Consider the following 15,842-nt stretch of genomic DNA (forward strand, 5'->3'; position numbering starts at 1 on the left):
CTCAGCGCGCCATGATGAGGCTCATCGCCTCGTTGCGGGTCGCCGCGTCCCGCAGCTGGCCGCGCACCGCCGAGGTGATGGTCTTCGCACCCGGCTTGCGGATGCCGCGCATCGACATGCACATGTGCTCGCACTCCACGACCACGATGACGCCCCGGGGTTCGAGTATCTCCATCAGGGAGTCCGCGATCTGCGTGGTGAGTCGTTCCTGCACCTGGGGCCTGCGGGCGTAGACGTCCACCAGCCGGGCCAGCTTCGACAGACCGGTGATCTTCCCGGAGACCGACGGGATGTAGCCGACGTGGGCCACGCCCCGGAACGGCACCAGATGGTGCTCACACGTGGAGTAGACCTCGATGTCCTTCACCAGGACCATCTCGTCGTGCCCCAGGTCGAACGTCGTCGTCAGCACGTCCTCGGGCTTCTGCCACAGCCCCGCGAAGATCTCCCGGTACGCCCGCGCCACCCGCCCCGGAGTCTCCCGCAGCCCCTCGCGGTCGGGGTCCTCACCGATCGCCGTCAGCAGCTCGCGGACCGCGTTCTCGGCGCGCTTCTCGTCGAACTCGCCGATCGTGCCGTCTCCGGCCAGCGTCACGGGGTCGGTCATCTGTTGCCTCGTTCCTGTACGTCTCGCCCGCGCGGACATGGCGAAATGCCGCGCCCCCCAGGCTAGAACCCGGGGGGCGCGGCATACATTCCGGCCAGGTGGCCGAACGGTCAGCTGTCGGTGCGGTCCTCGGGGGACTGCTCCGTGACCGGGGACGGCTCGGCGGCCGTGGACTTGATCGTGCTGATGGCGGCCGTGGAGCCGTTCGCACCGTTGGTCAGTGCCAGCTCCTTGGGGGAGAGCACCGGCGGGCGGGTGGAGGGCGTACGGCGGGAGGAACCGGTCCACGCGGGCCGCGGCGGGCGCTTGTGGATCGTCGCGAAGATCTCGGCAATCTCCTCCTTGCCCAGGGTCTCCTTCTCCAGGAGGGCCAGGACCAGGTTGTCGAGAACGTCGCGGTTCTCGACCAGGATCTCCCACGCCTCGTTGTGCGCGGTCTCGATGAGCTTCTTGACCTCTTCGTCCACCAGCGCGGCGACCTCTTCCGAGTAGTCGCGCTGGTGAGCCATCTCACGGCCCAGGAACGGCTCGCTGTTGTCGCCGCCGAACTTGATGGCGCCGAGCCGCTCGGTCATGCCGTACTGCGTGACCATCGCGCGGGCCACGTTGGTGGCCTTCTCGATGTCGTTCGCGGCGCCGGTGGTCGGGTCGTGGAAGACCAGCTCCTCCGCCGCCCGGCCGCCCAGCATGTAGGCGAGCTGGTCGAGCATCTCGTTGCGCGTGGTCGAGTACTTGTCCTCGTCCGGGAGCACCATCGTGTAGCCCAGGGCGCGGCCCCGGGACAGGATCGTGATCTTGTGGACGGGGTCGGAGTTCGGCGAGGCCGCCGCGACCAGGGCGTGACCGCCCTCGTGGTACGCGGTGATCTTCTTTTCCTTGTCCGACATGATCCGGGTCCGCTTCTGCGGGCCCGCGACCACACGGTCGATCGCCTCGTCCAGCGCCTTGTTGTCGATCAGCTTCTGGTCGCTGCGCGCGGTGAGCAGCGCGGCCTCGTTGAGCACGTTGGCCAGGTCGGCGCCGGTCATACCGGGGGTACGGCGGGCGACGGCGGCCAGGTCGACGTCGGGCGCGACCGGCTTGCCCTTCTGGTGCACCTTGAGGATCTCCAGGCGGCCCTGGAGGTCCGGCGGGTCGACCGCGATCTGCCGGTCGAAACGGCCGGGACGCAGCAGCGCCGGGTCCAGGATGTCGGGCCGGTTCGTGGCGGCGATCAGGATGACGCCGCCCTTCACGTCGAAGCCGTCCATCTCGACCAGGAGCTGGTTCAGCGTCTGCTCGCGCTCGTCGTGACCACCGCCGAGGCCGGCGCCGCGGTGACGGCCGACGGCGTCGATCTCGTCGACGAAGACGATCGCCGGGGCGTTCGCCTTGGCCTGCTCGAAGAGGTCGCGCACCCGGGAGGCACCGACACCGACGAACATCTCGACGAAATCGGAACCGGAGATCGAGTAGAACGGCACCCCGGCCTCACCGGCGACGGCGCGCGCGAGGAGCGTCTTGCCGGTACCGGGACGGCCGTACAGCAGCACGCCCTTGGGGATCTTGGCGCCGACGGCCTGGAACTTGGCCGGCTCCTGGAGGAACTCCTTGATCTCCTGGAGCTCCTCGACGGCCTCGTCGCAGCCCGCGACGTCGGAGAAGGTCGTCTTCGGCGTGTCCTTGGTGATGAGCTTCGCCTTGGACTTGCCGAAGTTCATGACCCGGGAGCCGCCGCCCTGCATCTGATTCATCAGGAACAGGAACACGACGACGATCAGGACGAAGGGCAGCAGCGAGAGCAGGACGCCGACGAACGGGTTCTGCTTCGAGGGCGAGACGGTGTAACCGTCCGCGATCTGCTTGTCCTGGTACTTGTTCTGCAGCGTCTGGGCGATGGCCACGCCCTGGTCGCCGATGTAGCTCGCCTGGATCTTCGAGCTGCCCTCGATCTTGACGCCGGGCTTGAGATTGGCCTTGATGGTCTGCTCGTCACCGGTGGTGACCTTGGCCGACTGGACCTTGTTGTCGTTGATCGCGGCGACGACCTGGCCTGTGTCCACCGTCTTGTAGCCGCCGGACGAGCCGACGACCGTCATCAACACGACCACGGCAAGGACGGCCAGCACGATCCACATGACCGGCCCACGGAAGTATCGCTTCACGTCCATCCATACGGAGCGGTGCCGCCCCGTCCCTCCTGCCATAGTGAGTTTGATAAGACAGTTCTTCTGACGGTACCCCAGCATGCACGCCCGCAGCCGCACGGAGCGGCCCGGACGGACTGTGGTCCGCCTCTCCTTGCTCCAACGGCGCGGACGGCGCCGGGGTTCCCGATCTCCGGACGGGCTGATCCGCCCGGATCAGCCGCCGTAGACGTGGGGCGCGAGCGTACCCACGAACGGCAGGTTGCGGTACTTCTCGGCGTAGTCGAGGCCGTAGCCCACCACGAACTCGTTGGGGATGTCGAAGCCGACCCACTCCACGTCGATCGCGACCTTGGCCGCCTCGGGCTTGCGCAGCAGCGTGCACACCTTGAGGGAGGCCGGCTCGCGCGAGCCGAGGTTCGAGATCAGCCAGGACAGGGTCAGCCCGGAGTCGATGATGTCCTCGACGATCAGGACGTGACGGCCCTTGATGTCGGTGTCGAGGTCCTTGAGGATGCGGACCACACCGGAGGACTGGGTGCCCGCGCCGTAGGAGGACACGGCCATCCAGTCCATGGTGACGGGGGTGGACAGCGCCCGCGCGAGGTCCGCCATGACCATCACCGCGCCCTTGAGGACGCCGACGATGAGCAGGTCCTTGCCCGCGTACTCCGCGTCGATCTTCGCGGCCAGCTCCGCCAGCTTCGCGTCGATCTCTTCCTTGGTGATGAGCACCGACTTGAGGTCCGCACCCATGTCTTTCGCGTCCACCCGCATCACTTTCGGTCGTCCCGCACTTACGGCCGCACTGTGGCGGCCGGCGGCCCCGGCCCGCCTGGGAGGGTCGCTCCCGGGGCCGGAACTTTAGCCTTGCCGAATCACCAGTCTGCCACCCTGACGCTGGGCGACGACCTTGCCGGGCAGGTTGATGGCCCCCTGACCCCGCCAGCCGGTGATCAGACGGTCGACTTCCTCGATGTGCCGGGCGAAGAGCGAACCGGCCGGAGCGCCCGCCTCGATGGCCGCCCGGCGCAGCACCCGGCGGCGCACGGCGGGGGGCAGCGCGTAGAGCTTGGCGCACTCCAGCAGGCCCGAATCGTCCCGTACGGAGGACTCGGCCTGGCCGGCCCAGGCGTCGAGGGCGTCGGCGTCGTCGCGGGAGAGCTGGGCCGTACGCGCGAGGGCTTCCACGACGCCCTTGCCGAGCGCCTTCTCCAGCGCGGGCAGGCCCTCGTGGCGCAGCCGGGAGCGGGTGTAGGCCGGGTCGGTGTTGTGCGGGTCGTCCCAGACCGGCAGCGACTGGACCAGGCAGGCCTTGCGGGCGGTCTGCCGGTCGAGCTGGAGGAAGGGGCGCCGGTAACGGCCGCCGGCCCCCGAGACCGCGGCCATCCCGGACAGGGAGCGGATGCCGGAGCCGCGGGCGAGGCCCAGCAGGACGGTCTCGGCCTGGTCGTCGCGGGTGTGGCCGAGCAGGACGGCGGCGGCGCCGTGGCGTTCGGCGGCGGCGTCCAGCGCGGCGTACCGGGCGTCGCGGGCGGCGGCCTCGGGGCCGCCCTCGCGGCCGACGCTGACGGCGACGGACTCGACGGGGGCGAGGCCCAGCTCGCGCAGCCGGAGGGCGACCTCCTCGGCGCGCAGGGCGGAGCCCTCCTGGAGTCCGTGGTCCACGGTGACGCCGCCCGCGCGCACGCCGAGGCGGGGGGCCTCGAAGGCGAGGGCGGAGGCGAGGGCCATGGAGTCGGCGCCGCCGGAGCAGGCGACGAGCACGAGGGGGGCGACCGGGTCGGCGGGCGGCCCCTGGTCGCGGGCGGTCCGGCCGGCCGGTGCGAGGGCGGCGGCCGCCTCGGGTCGGCGGCTGTGTTCGGTGATGACGTCGTGAAGTACGCGGCGGACCGCCAGGCGTATCGCCGCGACCGCGGGGTGGGGCCCCATGTCCGGTTCCCTTCATGGAGTTTCGGGAGTGAGCCCGGGTTCGGTCACTCAGAGTGCGTCGATGGTGACAGAAGCGGGCCCTTCCCCGAGCATCGCACGCCTACGCATGGCTGACGGTCCCTCGGACGGGTGATAGGAACGGCGTCCGCGTGCCGTCTTCCCGCCGTCCGTTCGAGGGAGTTCACGGTGGTGTGCGTGTCCGGCGCGTACCGGGCTAGTCGGTCCTGCCGTGCACGCGGGCGACCCAGTCGGCGGGCTGGGCGATCTCGGCCTTCGTGGGCAGCGTGTTGGGGGAGGTCCAGACGCGGTTGAAGCCGTCCATGCCGACCTCGCCGACGACGGCGCGTACGAAGCGTTCACCGTCGCGGTACTGGCGCAGCTTGGCGTCCAGGCCGAGGAGTTTGCGCAGGGCGAGGTCGAGGCGGGAGGCGCTCTTGGCGCGGCGCTGCTGGAACTTCTCGCGGATCTCGGCGACGGAGGGCACCGCCTCGGGGCCGACGCCGTCCATGACGAAGTCGGCGTGGCCCTCCAGGAGGGACATCACGGCGGTGAGGCGGGCGAGGATCTCGCGCTGGGAGGGGGTCTGTACGAGGTCCACCAGGGAGCGGCCGCCGTCGTCCTCCTCGCCCTCGGGGCGGCCGCCGGCGAGGGACTGGGCGGCGTCGCGGACGCGTTCGAGGAAGGTCACCGGGTCGACGTCGGTCTCCGCGAGGAAGGACTGGATCTCGCCCTCCAGGTGGTCGCGGAGCCAGGGCACCGCCGTGAACTGGGTGCGGTGGGTCTCCTCGTGCAGACACACCCACAGCCTGAAGTCGTGGGGTTCCACGTCGAGTTCGCGCTCCACGTGGACGATGTTCGGCGCGACGAGCAGCAGCCGGCCGCCGCCGGGGGCGCCCGCCGCGGGGAGGTCGGCGGTGGCGGGGGCGAAGGTCTCGTACTGCCCGAGGACGCGCGAGGACAGGAACGACAGCAGCATCCCCAGCTCGACACCGGTCACCTTGCCGCCGACGGCGCCGAGGACGGCGGTGCCCGGGCCGTTGCCGCGCCGCTCCTGCATCTTCTCCAGCAGGGGCCGCAGGATCTCCCGGAACCCGGCGACGTTGGCCCGCACCCAGCCGGGCCGGTCGACCACGAGCACCGGGGTGTCGTGCACGTCCTCGGTCCCCAGACGAGTGAAGCCCCGGACGTGCGCCTCCGAGGCCTTGGCGTGCCGCCGCAACTCCGCGACGACGGCCCGCGCCTCGTCCCGGCTCACCTCCGGCCCGGGCCGCACGAGCCGAGTCGCGGTCGCCACCGCGAGGTTCCAGTCGACCATCCCGGAAGATGCGGTCCCACCGAAGCTCGTCATGCGTCAACGGTACGTGAGCGGCGCCCCTCCGGGCAGGCTGTACGGAGGCTCCGCGTGGGGTGCGCGGGGGTACCGGGACAGGTGCGCGGGGCGCGTGCCGTGGGGCACCGGGGGCGCGCGGTGGGCGGGACATGACAGCCGGTACGACCCGGCCCCCGGCGGCCCGGTACGGGCGGCGGATGTCCCACGGGGACGGGCGCTTCCGGCGGGGTGGCCCCGGGACCGGAGGCACACCGCCAGGCGACAGGCCCGGGTGGCGGGCGACTGCCGGGTCCCCTGGGGGACCCTGTTCGGAGCGCGCCCGTCCACTCCGGTCCGCGGGCCCCGCCCGCGCCGGACCGGCGCCGCGCGCCGCAGTCCCCCACAGCCGCCGCCCTGAGACACCCGGGCCCGGGCCGCCCCGCCCGGCGTGAGCCGCCGGGGCGCAGCCGTCGGGCACCCGGGGCCGGAGCACCCCGGCCGCCCGGAGCCGCCGTCGCGCGCCCCGCGCCTCGGCAAGTCCGCCCGGGCCGCAGGCGGACCGCTGCCGTCAGGGGCTCCGGACCAGGTCGCCCCCGCCCGCGCGGAGCGCTACTCGCAGCCGCACTCCGACAGGGCCGAGGCCGTGTGGTCCAGGGCTTTCTGGGCCGCGTCGGGGTCGGTGGTGTCGGAGGCGAGGAAGGCGAAGGCGAGGAGGCGGCCGTCGGTGTCGACGACGGTGCCGGCGAGGGTGTTGACGCCGGTCAGCGTGCCGGTCTTGGCGCGGACGACGCCTGCGGCGCCGTCGGTGTAGCGCTCGGCCAGGGTGCCGGTGAAGCCGCCGACGGGCAGGCCGGTGAGGACCGGGCGCAGGCCGGGGCGGGCCGGGTCGGCGGCCTTGGCCAGGAGCGAGGTCAGGAGGTCGGCCGTGAGGCGGTCGTCGCGGTTGAGGCCGCTGCCGTCGTGGAAGGCGGCGCCCTTCATGGGCAGCCCGAGCTTGGTGAGCCGGGCGGCGATGGCCTGCGCGCCGCCCTCGAAGCTGCCCGGGCGCCCGGAGGCGAGGGCGGTCTGGCGGGCCAGGGCCTCGGCGATGTCGTTGTCGCTGTTGGTCAGCATCCGCTCGACCAGGTCGGACAGCGGCGGCGAGGAGACGGCGGCGAGGGTCTTCGCACGCCCCGTGGCCTTGGAGGGACCCGGAGCCGTCGCGGTGATCCCGGCGTCCTTCAGGAACCCGGCGAAGGCGCGGGCCGCCTCGGCCGCCGGGTCGGCCACCCGGGTCACGGGACCGTGGTCGGAGCCGTCGGTGCGCCCCTCGTCGGCGGCGAGGGCGGTGACGGGGGCGAGGTTGTCGTTGACGCCGATGGGGTGCAGGACGGGGCCGGAGAAGAGCGTCGTGTCGTAGGAGAGCGTGATCTTGTGGATGCCGCGCTTCTGGAGGGCGGCGGCGGTGTCGCGGGCCAGGGTGCGCAGGCTCGCCCACTGGCCGGGCGCCTTGTGCGCGGTGAGGGTGGGGTCGCCGCCGCCGACCAGGACCAGTTCCCGGGTGTCGGGTTCGAGCGCGGTGCGGGTGGTGAGGCGGTGGTCGGGGCCGAGGGCGGACAGCGCGGCCACGGCGGTGGCGATCTTCGTGGTGGAGGCGGGCGTGAGCGCCTTGTCGCCGTCGGCGCCGTAGAGCCGCTTCCCGGTGCTCATGTCGACGACGGCCCCCGCGTGCCCGGCGGAGAGCGCGGAGGCGTCCAGGAGGGGGTCCAGGACCTCCGCGAGCGGCTTGCCGCCCTTGGCGGGGTCCTGCCCGGGAGCCTTCCCCGGGGCCTTGCCGGTGTGCGCGCCCGCGGCGGCGCCGCCCAGTGCGGTGAGGACGGGCGGAGCGCTCGGCGCGGTCCCGGCGGCGCCCGCCGAGACGTCCGTACCACCGTGATCTGCGCCACCCGGACGCTCCAGGGCGACGGCCCGGTCCCGCTCGGCCGTACGCTGACCGGTGGCGTCCCAGGGACCGGCGAGGGCCACCGCTGCGGCGGCCAGCGCGATTCCCGCGGTGGCGGCGCCCGCGGTGTACCGCAGGGTCCGGGCGTTGGGCGTCCGGGCCGGGCGGGGTGCCGCGGTCCGTACGGCGTCCGTCAACCGCGCGATCCGCGGTCGTGCGGCCGCCGTCGCGCGCGCCAGAGGGGGCCGCAGGGTGTTCGCGAGCCGTGCCACCTGCGGTCCTACGGCTCGCCAAGGTCTCAGCTCCGGCACGACCACCAGCCCCTTTCGCGATCACACTCCTGCGTGAGGGACACTTAATCACCAGAACTATGTCCTGATCATGGAGGAGCCACCGGTGGAGTTCGACGTCACGATCGAGATCCCGAAGGGTTCGCGGAACAAGTACGAGGTGGACCACGAGACCGGTCGTATCCGCCTGGACCGTCGCCTCTTCACCTCGACCGCCTACCCGACCGACTACGGCTTCGTCGAGAACACTCTCGGCGAGGACGGCGACCCGCTGGACGCGCTGGTCATTCTTGACGAGCCGACCTTCCCGGGCTGCCTCATCAAGTGCCGCGCGATCGGCATGTTCCGTATGACGGACGAGGCCGGCGGCGACGACAAGCTGCTGTGCGTCCCGGCGACCGACCCGCGTGTGGAGCACCTGCGCGACATCCACCACGTGTCGGAGTTCGACCGCCTGGAGATCCAGCACTTCTTCGAGGTCTACAAGGACCTGGAGCCCGGCAAGTCGGTCGAGGGTGCCAACTGGGTGGGCCGTACGGACGCCGAGGCGGAGATCGAGCGGTCGTACAAGCGATTCAAGGAGACCGGCGGCCACTGACCTGGCCGGTTTTCCCACGAGCGGGCCGCGTCACCCCGGCAGGGGGCGACGCGGCCCGCTCGCGTGATCATGCGCATACTGAAGCTAACGGAATGCGTCGTTCAGGAAGCGGTGTGAGGTGTCGGAGGCGGAGGACCGCAAGCCCCGGTCGGACGAGGCGCGGTACGACCCGGAGATCACGTCCGAGTTCGCCATTCCGGAGGGGCTCGACCTGGAGCGCGGCAGCGAGTCCGAGACGACCTCGGAGTTCTCCCTGCCGAAGGGCCTGGAGACCCCGCAGCCGCCCGCCCCCGAGCCGGAGGGCTCGGCGTTCAACACCCCGCACACCTACAGCGCGAAGCACGCCCCGCCGGCCTTCACCCCGGCGACCGGCGTCCCGATGCTCACGCTGATCACGGACGCCCCGTGGCAGGACCGGATGCGCACCATGCTGCGCATGCCGGTGGCCGACCGCCCCGCCCTTGAGCCGATGGCGCGCGCCGAGGAGGACGGCCCGGCCGTCCCGCGCGTGCTCGACCTGACCCTGCGTATCGGCGAGTTGCTGCTCGCGGGCGGCGAGGGCGCGGAGGACGTGGAGGCCGCGATGTTCGCGGTGTGCCGCTCCTACGGCCTGGACCGCTGCGAGCCGACCGTCACCTTCACGCTGCTGTCGATCTCCTACCAGCCGTCCCTGGTCGAGGACCCGGTGACCGCCTCGCGCACGGTCCGCAGGCGCGGCACCGACTACACCCGGCTGGCGGCCGTCTTCCGCCTGGTGGACGACCTGACGGACGCCGAGGCGCACGTCTCCCTGGAGGAGGCGTACGGCCGGCTCGCGGAGATACGGCGCAACCGGCACCCCTACCCCGGCTGGGCGCTGACCCTGGCCAGCGGTCTGCTCGCGGGCGCGGCCTCGGTCCTGGTCGGCGGTGACGTCATCGTGTTCGTCGCGGCGGCGGTCGGCGCGATGCTCGGCGACCGGCTGGCGTGGCTGTGCGCGGGGCGCGGGCTGCCGGAGTTCTACCAGTTCACGGTGGCCGCGATGCCGCCCGCCGCGATCGGTGTGGCGTTCGCGCTGGCGCACGTGGACCTGAAGGCGTCGGCGGTGGTCACCGGTGGACTCTTCGCGCTGCTGCCCGGACGGGCGCTGGTGGCGGGCGTCCAGGACGGCCTGACGGGCTTCTACATCACAGCGTCCGCGCGGCTGCTCGAAGTCATGTACTTCTTCGTCGGCATCGTCATCGGCGTGCTGACGGTCCTGTACTTCGGCGTGCAGATCGGCGGCCGGCTCAACCCGGACACCGCGCTGCACATCTCGCAGCGGCCGCTGCTGCAGATCGCGGCCTCCATGGTGCTGTCGTTCACCTTCGCGATCCTCCTCCAGCAGGAGCGCGCGACGGTCCTGTGGGTGACGCTCAACGGCGGTGTGGCCTGGTCGGTGTACGGCGCGATGCACATCACCGGGGGTTTCTCGCCGGTGGCCTCGACGGCCGTGGCGGCGGGTCTGGTGGGGCTGTTCGGACAGCTGATGTCGCGCTATCAGTTCGCGTCCGCGCTGCCGTTCACGACGGCGGCGATCGGTCCGCTGCTGCCCGGTTCGGCGACCTATTTCGGGCTGCTGTCCATCGCGCAGAACGAGATCGACAAGGGACTGGTGTCGCTGGCCAAGGCGGTCTCGCTCGCCATGGCCATCGCGATCGGCGTCAACCTGGGTTCGGAGCTCTTCCGGCTGTTCCTGCGGGTCGGCTCGGCGACCAAGCGCCGGGCGGCGAAGCGGACCAGGGGCTTCTGAGACCCCGGCCCGCCGCGCGTCCCCGGTCAGGGGGCGCGGTGGCCGCCCTGGTCGTAGCCGTAGGGGTACTGCTGCTGGCCGTCGTAGCCCTGGCCGTCGTACTGCTGCGGCTGCTGCGGCTGGCCGTAGTACGGCTGCTGGCCGCCCTGCTGTCCGTAGCCGCCCTGGTCGGGGTAACCGCCGTTGCCGTAGGGCTGGTTCGGCTGGTTGCCGTACGCCGGCTGCGGCTGCTGCCGGCCGTAGTCCTGCGGCCAGTACTGCTGCTCGGGGTGGCGGGGCTGCTCGTAGGGCTGCTCGTGCGGCTCGGGCTCGATGCGGCGCAGGCGCGTGGTGGCGTCGTCCATGGCCGGGGGCTGCGGGTACGACTGCTGCCGGCGCTCGGCCTGGACGGGCTCGGGCTGCTCGGGCTGCCCGGCGCGTTCGGCGCGGGCCTTCTTGTCCTTGGAGCGGGCGCGCAGGAACTCGATGGCGATCGGGACGACCGAGATGAGGACGATCAGGATGAGCATCGCCTCGATGTTGTCCTTGACGAGCGCGATGTTGCCGAGCCAGGAGCCGAGCAGGGTGACGCCCGCGCCCCACAGGATGCCGCCGATGACGTTGAAGATCAGGAACGAGCGGTACTTCATCCCGCTGACGCCCGCGATGATCGGCGTGAAGGTGCGCACCACGGGCACGAAGCGGGCCAGGACCAGGGACTTGGGGCCGTACTTCTCGAAGAACTCGTGCGCCTTGACGACGTTCTCCTGCTTGAACAGGGTCGAGTCGGGGCGGTTGAAGAGCGACGGACCGACCTTCTTGCCGAACATGTAGCCCGCCTGGTCGCCGAGGATCGCGGCGACGCAGATGAGGGCGATCGCGCCCCACAGCGGGAAGTCCAGGTCCCCGGAGGTGATCAGCAGTCCGCAGGTGAACAGCAGCGAGTCACCGGGCAGGAAGAACCCGATCAGCAGACCCGATTCCGCGAAGACGACGAGCAGCAGACCCCAGATGCCGTAGGTGTTCAGCAGATGGTTGGGATCGAGCCAGCTCGGGCCCAGTGCAAGAGTCATAACGGTCCGGGCTCCTGAGGGGTGAGGGCGGCTGTGGCGTCATGTGCGGCCGCACAAAGCTATCAACGCGTCGTGACCGGCCCAGGTTCCACCGGCGGTTCCAGAATGCACTGTGGGGCGACTGGGGCAAAGCTGTGGGTCATGGGACTCGATGACTACGGCGGCGGCCAGGGGCCCGAGCCGGACGTACTGGTCGTGACGGCGAACGACGTGCCCGGACGCCGGGTGGAGCGCGTGCTCGGCGAGGTCTTCGGCCTCACCGTCAGGTCGCGGCATCTGGGCAGCCAGATCGGCGCCGGGCTGAAGTCGATGATCGGCGGCGAGCTGAAGGGGCTCACCAAGACGCTGGTGCAGACCCGCAACCAGGCCATGGAACGCCTGGTGGAGCAGGCACGCGCGCGGGGTGCCAACGCGGTGGTGGCGTTCCGCTTCGACGTCACGGAGGCGGCCGACCTCGGCACCGAGGTGTGCGCGTACGGCACGGCGGTGGTCCTGGCCCGGGAGTGACACCGGGCCAGGACCGGCAGGACCGCGTGCGGGCTACTCCCCCGCGCCGTCCCCCGCGTCCTCTCCCGCGTCCTCCCGCTCGCGCCGCTCCGCGTTCGCGGCGATCGCCGCGTTCAGGTGCTCGGCGAGGCCCGGGCGCATCGAGTCGTAGAACGCCTTGAAGCGCTCGTCGGCGACGTACATCTCGCCCAGGCAGCGGTGCATGGCGGGCGGGCAGGGGTAGAACCAGCGGTCGATGTGGAGGCGGTGCTCCTCCGCCATGGCGAGCGCGGCCTCGCCGGCGGGCGGCTCGCCCCCGGCCATGAGGGCGGCGTAGCGGGCGGACCAGTCGTCCACCTCGGCCTTCATGCGCTTCCAGTCGTCCTTGGTGTAGCGGGCGGCGCGGCGCTGCGACTCGGCGTACGCCTCGGTGCAGCCCCAGCGCTGTTCCGCCTCCTCCGCGTAACTCCCAGGGTCCTTGTCCCCGAACACCTCGAACCGTTCCTCCGGGGTGAGGTCGATGCCCATCCTGCGTGCCTCCATGGCGTGTTCCACGGCCGCGGCCATCTGCCGCAGCCTCTCGATCCGGGCGGTGAGCAGCTCGTGCTGCCGGCGCAGATGCGTACGCGGGTCCGCGTCGGGGTCGTCGAGCAGGACGGCGACCTCGTCCAGGGGGAAGCCGAGTTCCCGGTAGAAGAGGATGCGCTGGAGCCGGTCGAGGTCCGCGTCGGTGTAGCGCCGGTGCCCGGCGTGGGTGCGCTCGCCGGGGACCAGCAGTCCGATCTCGTCCCAGTGGTGCAGGGCCCGCACCGTGACCCCGGCGAACCCCGAGACCTGCCCCACCGAGTACCCCACGTCCCGCTCCCGTCGTCGTATGTCACCGCCCGGGGAACACGCTCGTGCCTCACGTCGCGTGAGGTGCAAGCCCGGTTCCGTTCGGGATGTTGTGTCCGCTTGATCCGCTTATCGTGTGCCCGTGGCCCAGGACACCGCGCGGCAGCCGCGCCCGAGCTTCCCGGCCCCGGCGCGTGCCCTGCTCCCGTTGATCCTGCCCGCCGTGCTGGTGGGGGTGGTCGCGAGCCTGGTCTTCGTCGGGGTGAGCGCGGCGGCGGAGCGGCTCCAGCACGTGCTGTGGGGGCCGCTGCCGGACGCGCTGGGGATCGGCCGGTACTCGGTGGCGTGGATGTTCGTCATGCTGGTCGGCACGGGTGTCGCGGTGGGGCTGGTGGTCTGGCTCGTGCCGGGGCACGCCGGTCCCGATCCGGCCACGCTCGGTCTCGACGCCCCCGTGCTGCCCCCGGTGGTGCTGCCGGGCCTGGTGGTGGCGACCGCGCTGATGCTGGCCGGCGGTCCGAGCCTCGGCCCGGAGAACCCGATCATCGCCGTGAACGTCGGCCTCGCCATGTGGCTGGGCAGCCGCTTCCTGCCGAGGCTGCCCGGCCCGCTGTGGCCGACGCTGGCCGAGGCGGGCACGATCGGGGCGCTGTTCGGCACGCCGGTGGCGGCGGCGCTGGTCATCTCCGAGGCGCTGACCGCGCGCCCGCTGCCCGGACGGCTCTGGGACAACCTGTTCGCGCCGCTGACCGCCGCCGCGTTCGGCGCCATGACGACGACCCTGGTGGCGAAGCCGACCTTCGACCTCGGCCTGCCGCCCTTCGGCCGCCCCGGCTGGGCCGACGTGCCCGCCGCCATGGCGGTGGCCTCGGCGGCGGCGCTGCTCGGCCTCGGCGCGGTGTACGTCTTCCCGTACGTCCACCGGGCCTTCCGGCGGCTGCGGCACCCGATGCTGATGCTCCCGGCGGGCGGGGTGGTGCTCGGCGCGCTCGCGGCGGCGGGCGGCCATCTGACGCTGTTCAAGGGGCTGGCCGAGGTCGCGGAGCTGGCCCGTGACCCGGACGGCCGTACGGCCGGGCAGTACGCCGTGCTGGCGGTGGTGAAGGCGGCCGCGCTGGTCGTCGCCGCGTCGTCCGGTTTCCGGGGCGGGCGGATCTTCCCCGCCGTGTTCGTGGGGGCCGCGCTGGGGCTGTGCGCGCACGCGCTGGTCCCGGCGGTGCAGCCCTCGCTGGGCGTGGCCTCCGGTGTGCTGGGCATGCTCCTGGCGATCACCCGGCAGGGCTGGGTGAGCCTGTTCACGGCCGCCGTCCTGGTGGCCTCGCCGGCCCTCCTCGCCCTGCTGTGCGTCGCCTCGCTGCCGGCCTGGCTGCTGGTGACCGGGCGGCCGCAGATGCAGCTCCACGCGGACGGCACCCCGGTCCGCTGATTCCCCCGTATGGAGGCATGACGATGGCTCTGCACAAAGGTTCCGGCAAGCGCGACGAGCGGAAGGTGTCGGTCAACCCGTTCTTCGGCGGGGCCAACCCCGTCAGCGGGATGACCGAGGCGCCGCCCACGCACCGCCTGCCGGACACCCCGCTGCCGCCCGCCACCGCCTACCAGCTGGTGCACGACGAGCTGATGCTCGACGGCAACGCGCGGCTCAACCTCGCCACCTTCGTCACCACCTGGATGGAGCCGCAGGCCGGGGTGCTGATGGCCGAGTGCGCCGACAAGAACATGATCGACAAGGACGAGTACCCGCGCACCGCCGAGCTGGAGCGGCGCTGTGTGGCCATGCTGGCCGAGCTGTGGAACGCGCCCGACCCCGCGTCCGTCATCGGCTGCTCCACCACCGGCTCCAGCGAGGCCTGCATGCTCGCGGGCATGGCGCTCAAGCGGCGCTGGTCGAAGAGGAACGCCGACCGGTATCCGGGCGCGCGCCCCAATCTCGTCATGGGCGTCAACGTCCAGGTGTGCTGGGAGAAGTTCTGCGACTTCTGGGAGGTCGAGGCGCGCACCGTCCCCATGGAGGGCGACCGCTTCCACCTGGGCCCGCGCGAGGCGGCCGCGCTGTGCGACGAGAACACCATCGGGGTCGTGGGCGTCCTCGGCTCCACCTTCGACGGCTCCTACGAGCCGATCGCCGAGCTGTGCGCCGAACTGGACGCCCTCCAGGAACGCACGGGGCTCGACGTCCCGGTCCACGTCGACGGCGCCTCCGGCGGCATGATCGCCCCCTTCCTGGACCCCGGTCTGGTCTGGGACTTCCGGCTGCCGCGCGTGGCCTCCATCAACACCTCGGGCCACAAGTACGGCCTGGTCTACCCCGGGGTCGGCTGGGCGCTGTGGCGCGACTCCGAGGCGCTGCCGGAGGAGCTGGTCTTCCGGGTGAACTACCTCGGCGGCGACATGCCCACCTTCGCGCTCAACTTCTCCCGCCCCGGCGCGCAGGTGGTCGCGCAGTACTACATGTTCCTGCGCCTGGGCCACGAGGGCTATCGCGCGGTCCAGCAGTCCACCCGCGACGTGGCCCGCCAACTGGCCGACCGCATCGAGGCGTTGGGCGACTTCCGCCTGCTCACCCGGGGCGACCAGCTGCCCGCGTTCGCGTTCACCACCGCCGGCCACGTCACGTCGTACGACGTGTTCGACGTCTCCCGGCGGATGCGCGAGCACGGCTGGCTGGTCCCGGCGTACACCTTCCCGCCCGACCGGGAGGACCTGTCGGTGCTGCGGGTGGTCTGCCGCAACGGCTTCTCCCACGACCTTGCGGACCTGTTCCTGGCGGACCTGACGCGCGAACTGCCCGGGCTGCGGCGGCAGGAGCGGCCGGCGACGCGGGACAAGGGGGCGGCGACGGGGTTCCACCACTGAGACGGGGTCCACCGCTGACGGGGTGCCGTCGACGGGGGTGCCGTCAGTGGTGGCGGGACC

At 72.0% G+C, this 15,842-nt stretch carries 13 protein-coding genes; 5 read left to right on the forward strand and 8 right to left on the reverse strand.

The window, feature by feature from the left end; all coding sequences use genetic code 11:
• Nucleotide 1: 1 nt before the first annotated feature.
• From folE to dacB, 6 genes are all read right to left on the reverse strand, one after another.
• Nucleotides 2–607, reverse strand: a complete 606-nt coding sequence (gene folE / locus AB0898_RS00270) for a GTP cyclohydrolase I FolE (RefSeq protein ID WP_366800549.1) — start codon at nt 605–607, stop codon at nt 2–4.
• A gap of 110 nt (nt 608–717) precedes the next feature.
• Nucleotides 718–2,757 carry an ATP-dependent zinc metalloprotease FtsH gene (ftsH, locus tag AB0898_RS00275; RefSeq protein ID WP_366800550.1) on the reverse strand — a complete coding sequence of 680 codons (2,040 nt, stop codon included), beginning with the start codon at nt 2,755–2,757 and terminating at the stop codon, nt 718–720.
• A 192-nt stretch (nt 2,758–2,949) separates the two neighbouring features.
• A complete protein-coding gene (gene hpt / locus AB0898_RS00280; protein WP_018547991.1) occupies nt 2,950–3,510 on the reverse strand; it encodes a hypoxanthine phosphoribosyltransferase in 561 nt (186 codons plus the stop codon).
• A gap of 87 nt (nt 3,511–3,597) precedes the next feature.
• Complete coding sequence (tilS, locus tag AB0898_RS00285; RefSeq protein ID WP_366800551.1) at nt 3,598–4,665, reverse strand: tRNA lysidine(34) synthetase TilS; 1,068 nt, start codon at nt 4,663–4,665, stop codon at nt 3,598–3,600.
• A 214-nt stretch (nt 4,666–4,879) separates the two neighbouring features.
• Nucleotides 4,880–5,980: a zinc-dependent metalloprotease gene (locus AB0898_RS00290; RefSeq protein WP_366801027.1), complete on the reverse strand. Its 1,101-nt coding sequence runs from the start codon at nt 5,978–5,980 to the stop codon at nt 4,880–4,882.
• A 603-nt stretch (nt 5,981–6,583) separates the two neighbouring features.
• Nucleotides 6,584–8,167, reverse strand: a complete 1,584-nt coding sequence (gene dacB, locus AB0898_RS00295; protein WP_366800552.1) for a D-alanyl-D-alanine carboxypeptidase/D-alanyl-D-alanine-endopeptidase — start codon at nt 8,165–8,167, stop codon at nt 6,584–6,586.
• Nucleotides 8,168–8,291: 124 nt separating this feature from the next.
• On the opposite strand from dacB, the gene AB0898_RS00300 reads away from it, so the two are divergent.
• Both AB0898_RS00300 and AB0898_RS00305 read left to right on the forward strand, forming a co-directional pair.
• Nucleotides 8,292–8,783: an inorganic diphosphatase gene (locus AB0898_RS00300; protein ID WP_018547987.1), complete on the forward strand. Its 492-nt coding sequence runs from the start codon at nt 8,292–8,294 to the stop codon at nt 8,781–8,783.
• A gap of 118 nt (nt 8,784–8,901) precedes the next feature.
• Nucleotides 8,902–10,554 (forward strand): threonine/serine exporter family protein, encoded by a 1,653-nt coding sequence (locus tag AB0898_RS00305; RefSeq protein ID WP_366800553.1) that lies wholly within the window; start codon nt 8,902–8,904, stop codon nt 10,552–10,554.
• A gap of 26 nt (nt 10,555–10,580) precedes the next feature.
• Here the strand turns inward: AB0898_RS00305 and AB0898_RS00310 are convergent, their stop codons facing one another.
• Nucleotides 10,581–11,606, reverse strand: a complete 1,026-nt coding sequence (locus AB0898_RS00310) for a VTT domain-containing protein (protein ID WP_366800554.1) — start codon at nt 11,604–11,606, stop codon at nt 10,581–10,583.
• A 141-nt stretch (nt 11,607–11,747) separates the two neighbouring features.
• Here AB0898_RS00310 and AB0898_RS00315 point away from each other — a divergent pair, with 141 nt between their 5' ends.
• Nucleotides 11,748–12,113 carry a YbjQ family protein gene (locus tag AB0898_RS00315; RefSeq protein WP_161149100.1) on the forward strand — a complete coding sequence of 122 codons (366 nt, stop codon included), beginning with the start codon at nt 11,748–11,750 and terminating at the stop codon, nt 12,111–12,113.
• A gap of 33 nt (nt 12,114–12,146) precedes the next feature.
• Here AB0898_RS00315 and AB0898_RS00320 read toward each other — a convergent pair whose 3' ends face one another.
• The gene (locus AB0898_RS00320; RefSeq protein WP_366800555.1) at nt 12,147–12,947 is read right to left on the reverse strand and encodes a MerR family transcriptional regulator; all 801 of its coding nucleotides are present in this window, start codon (nt 12,945–12,947) and stop codon (nt 12,147–12,149) included.
• Between the two features lie 121 nt (nt 12,948–13,068).
• Between AB0898_RS00320 and AB0898_RS00325 the strand changes: the two genes are divergently transcribed.
• Both AB0898_RS00325 and AB0898_RS00330 read left to right on the forward strand, forming a co-directional pair.
• Entirely contained in the window at nt 13,069–14,352 is a 1,284-nt protein-coding gene (locus AB0898_RS00325; protein WP_366800556.1) for an ion channel protein, read from the forward strand.
• Between the two features lie 23 nt (nt 14,353–14,375).
• Nucleotides 14,376–15,782, forward strand: a complete 1,407-nt coding sequence (locus AB0898_RS00330; protein WP_366800557.1) for a glutamate decarboxylase — start codon at nt 14,376–14,378, stop codon at nt 15,780–15,782.
• Nucleotides 15,783–15,842 lie beyond the last annotated feature (60 nt).

The sequence above is a fragment of the Streptomyces sp. NPDC005435 genome, from assembly GCF_040703155.1.
Classification (GTDB): domain Bacteria; phylum Actinomycetota; class Actinomycetes; order Streptomycetales; family Streptomycetaceae; genus Streptomyces.

Coding starts and splice junctions, on each gene's coding strand:
- folE (WP_366800549.1), bottom strand. CDS start 607: ATGACCGACCCCGTGACGCTGGCCGGAGACGGCACGATCGGCGAGTTC.
- ftsH (WP_366800550.1), bottom strand. CDS start 2,757: ATGGACGTGAAGCGATACTTCCGTGGGCCGGTCATGTGGATCGTGCTG.
- hpt (WP_018547991.1), bottom strand. CDS start 3,510: ATGCGGGTGGACGCGAAAGACATGGGTGCGGACCTCAAGTCGGTGCTC.
- tilS (WP_366800551.1), bottom strand. CDS start 4,665: ATGGGGCCCCACCCCGCGGTCGCGGCGATACGCCTGGCGGTCCGCCGC.
- AB0898_RS00290 (WP_366801027.1), bottom strand. CDS start 5,980: ATGGTCGACTGGAACCTCGCGGTGGCGACCGCGACTCGGCTCGTGCGG.
- AB0898_RS00310 (WP_366800554.1), bottom strand. CDS start 11,606: ATGACTCTTGCACTGGGCCCGAGCTGGCTCGATCCCAACCATCTGCTG.
- AB0898_RS00315 (WP_161149100.1), top strand. CDS start 11,748: ATGGGACTCGATGACTACGGCGGCGGCCAGGGGCCCGAGCCGGACGTA.
- AB0898_RS00330 (WP_366800557.1), top strand. CDS start 14,376: ATGGCTCTGCACAAAGGTTCCGGCAAGCGCGACGAGCGGAAGGTGTCG.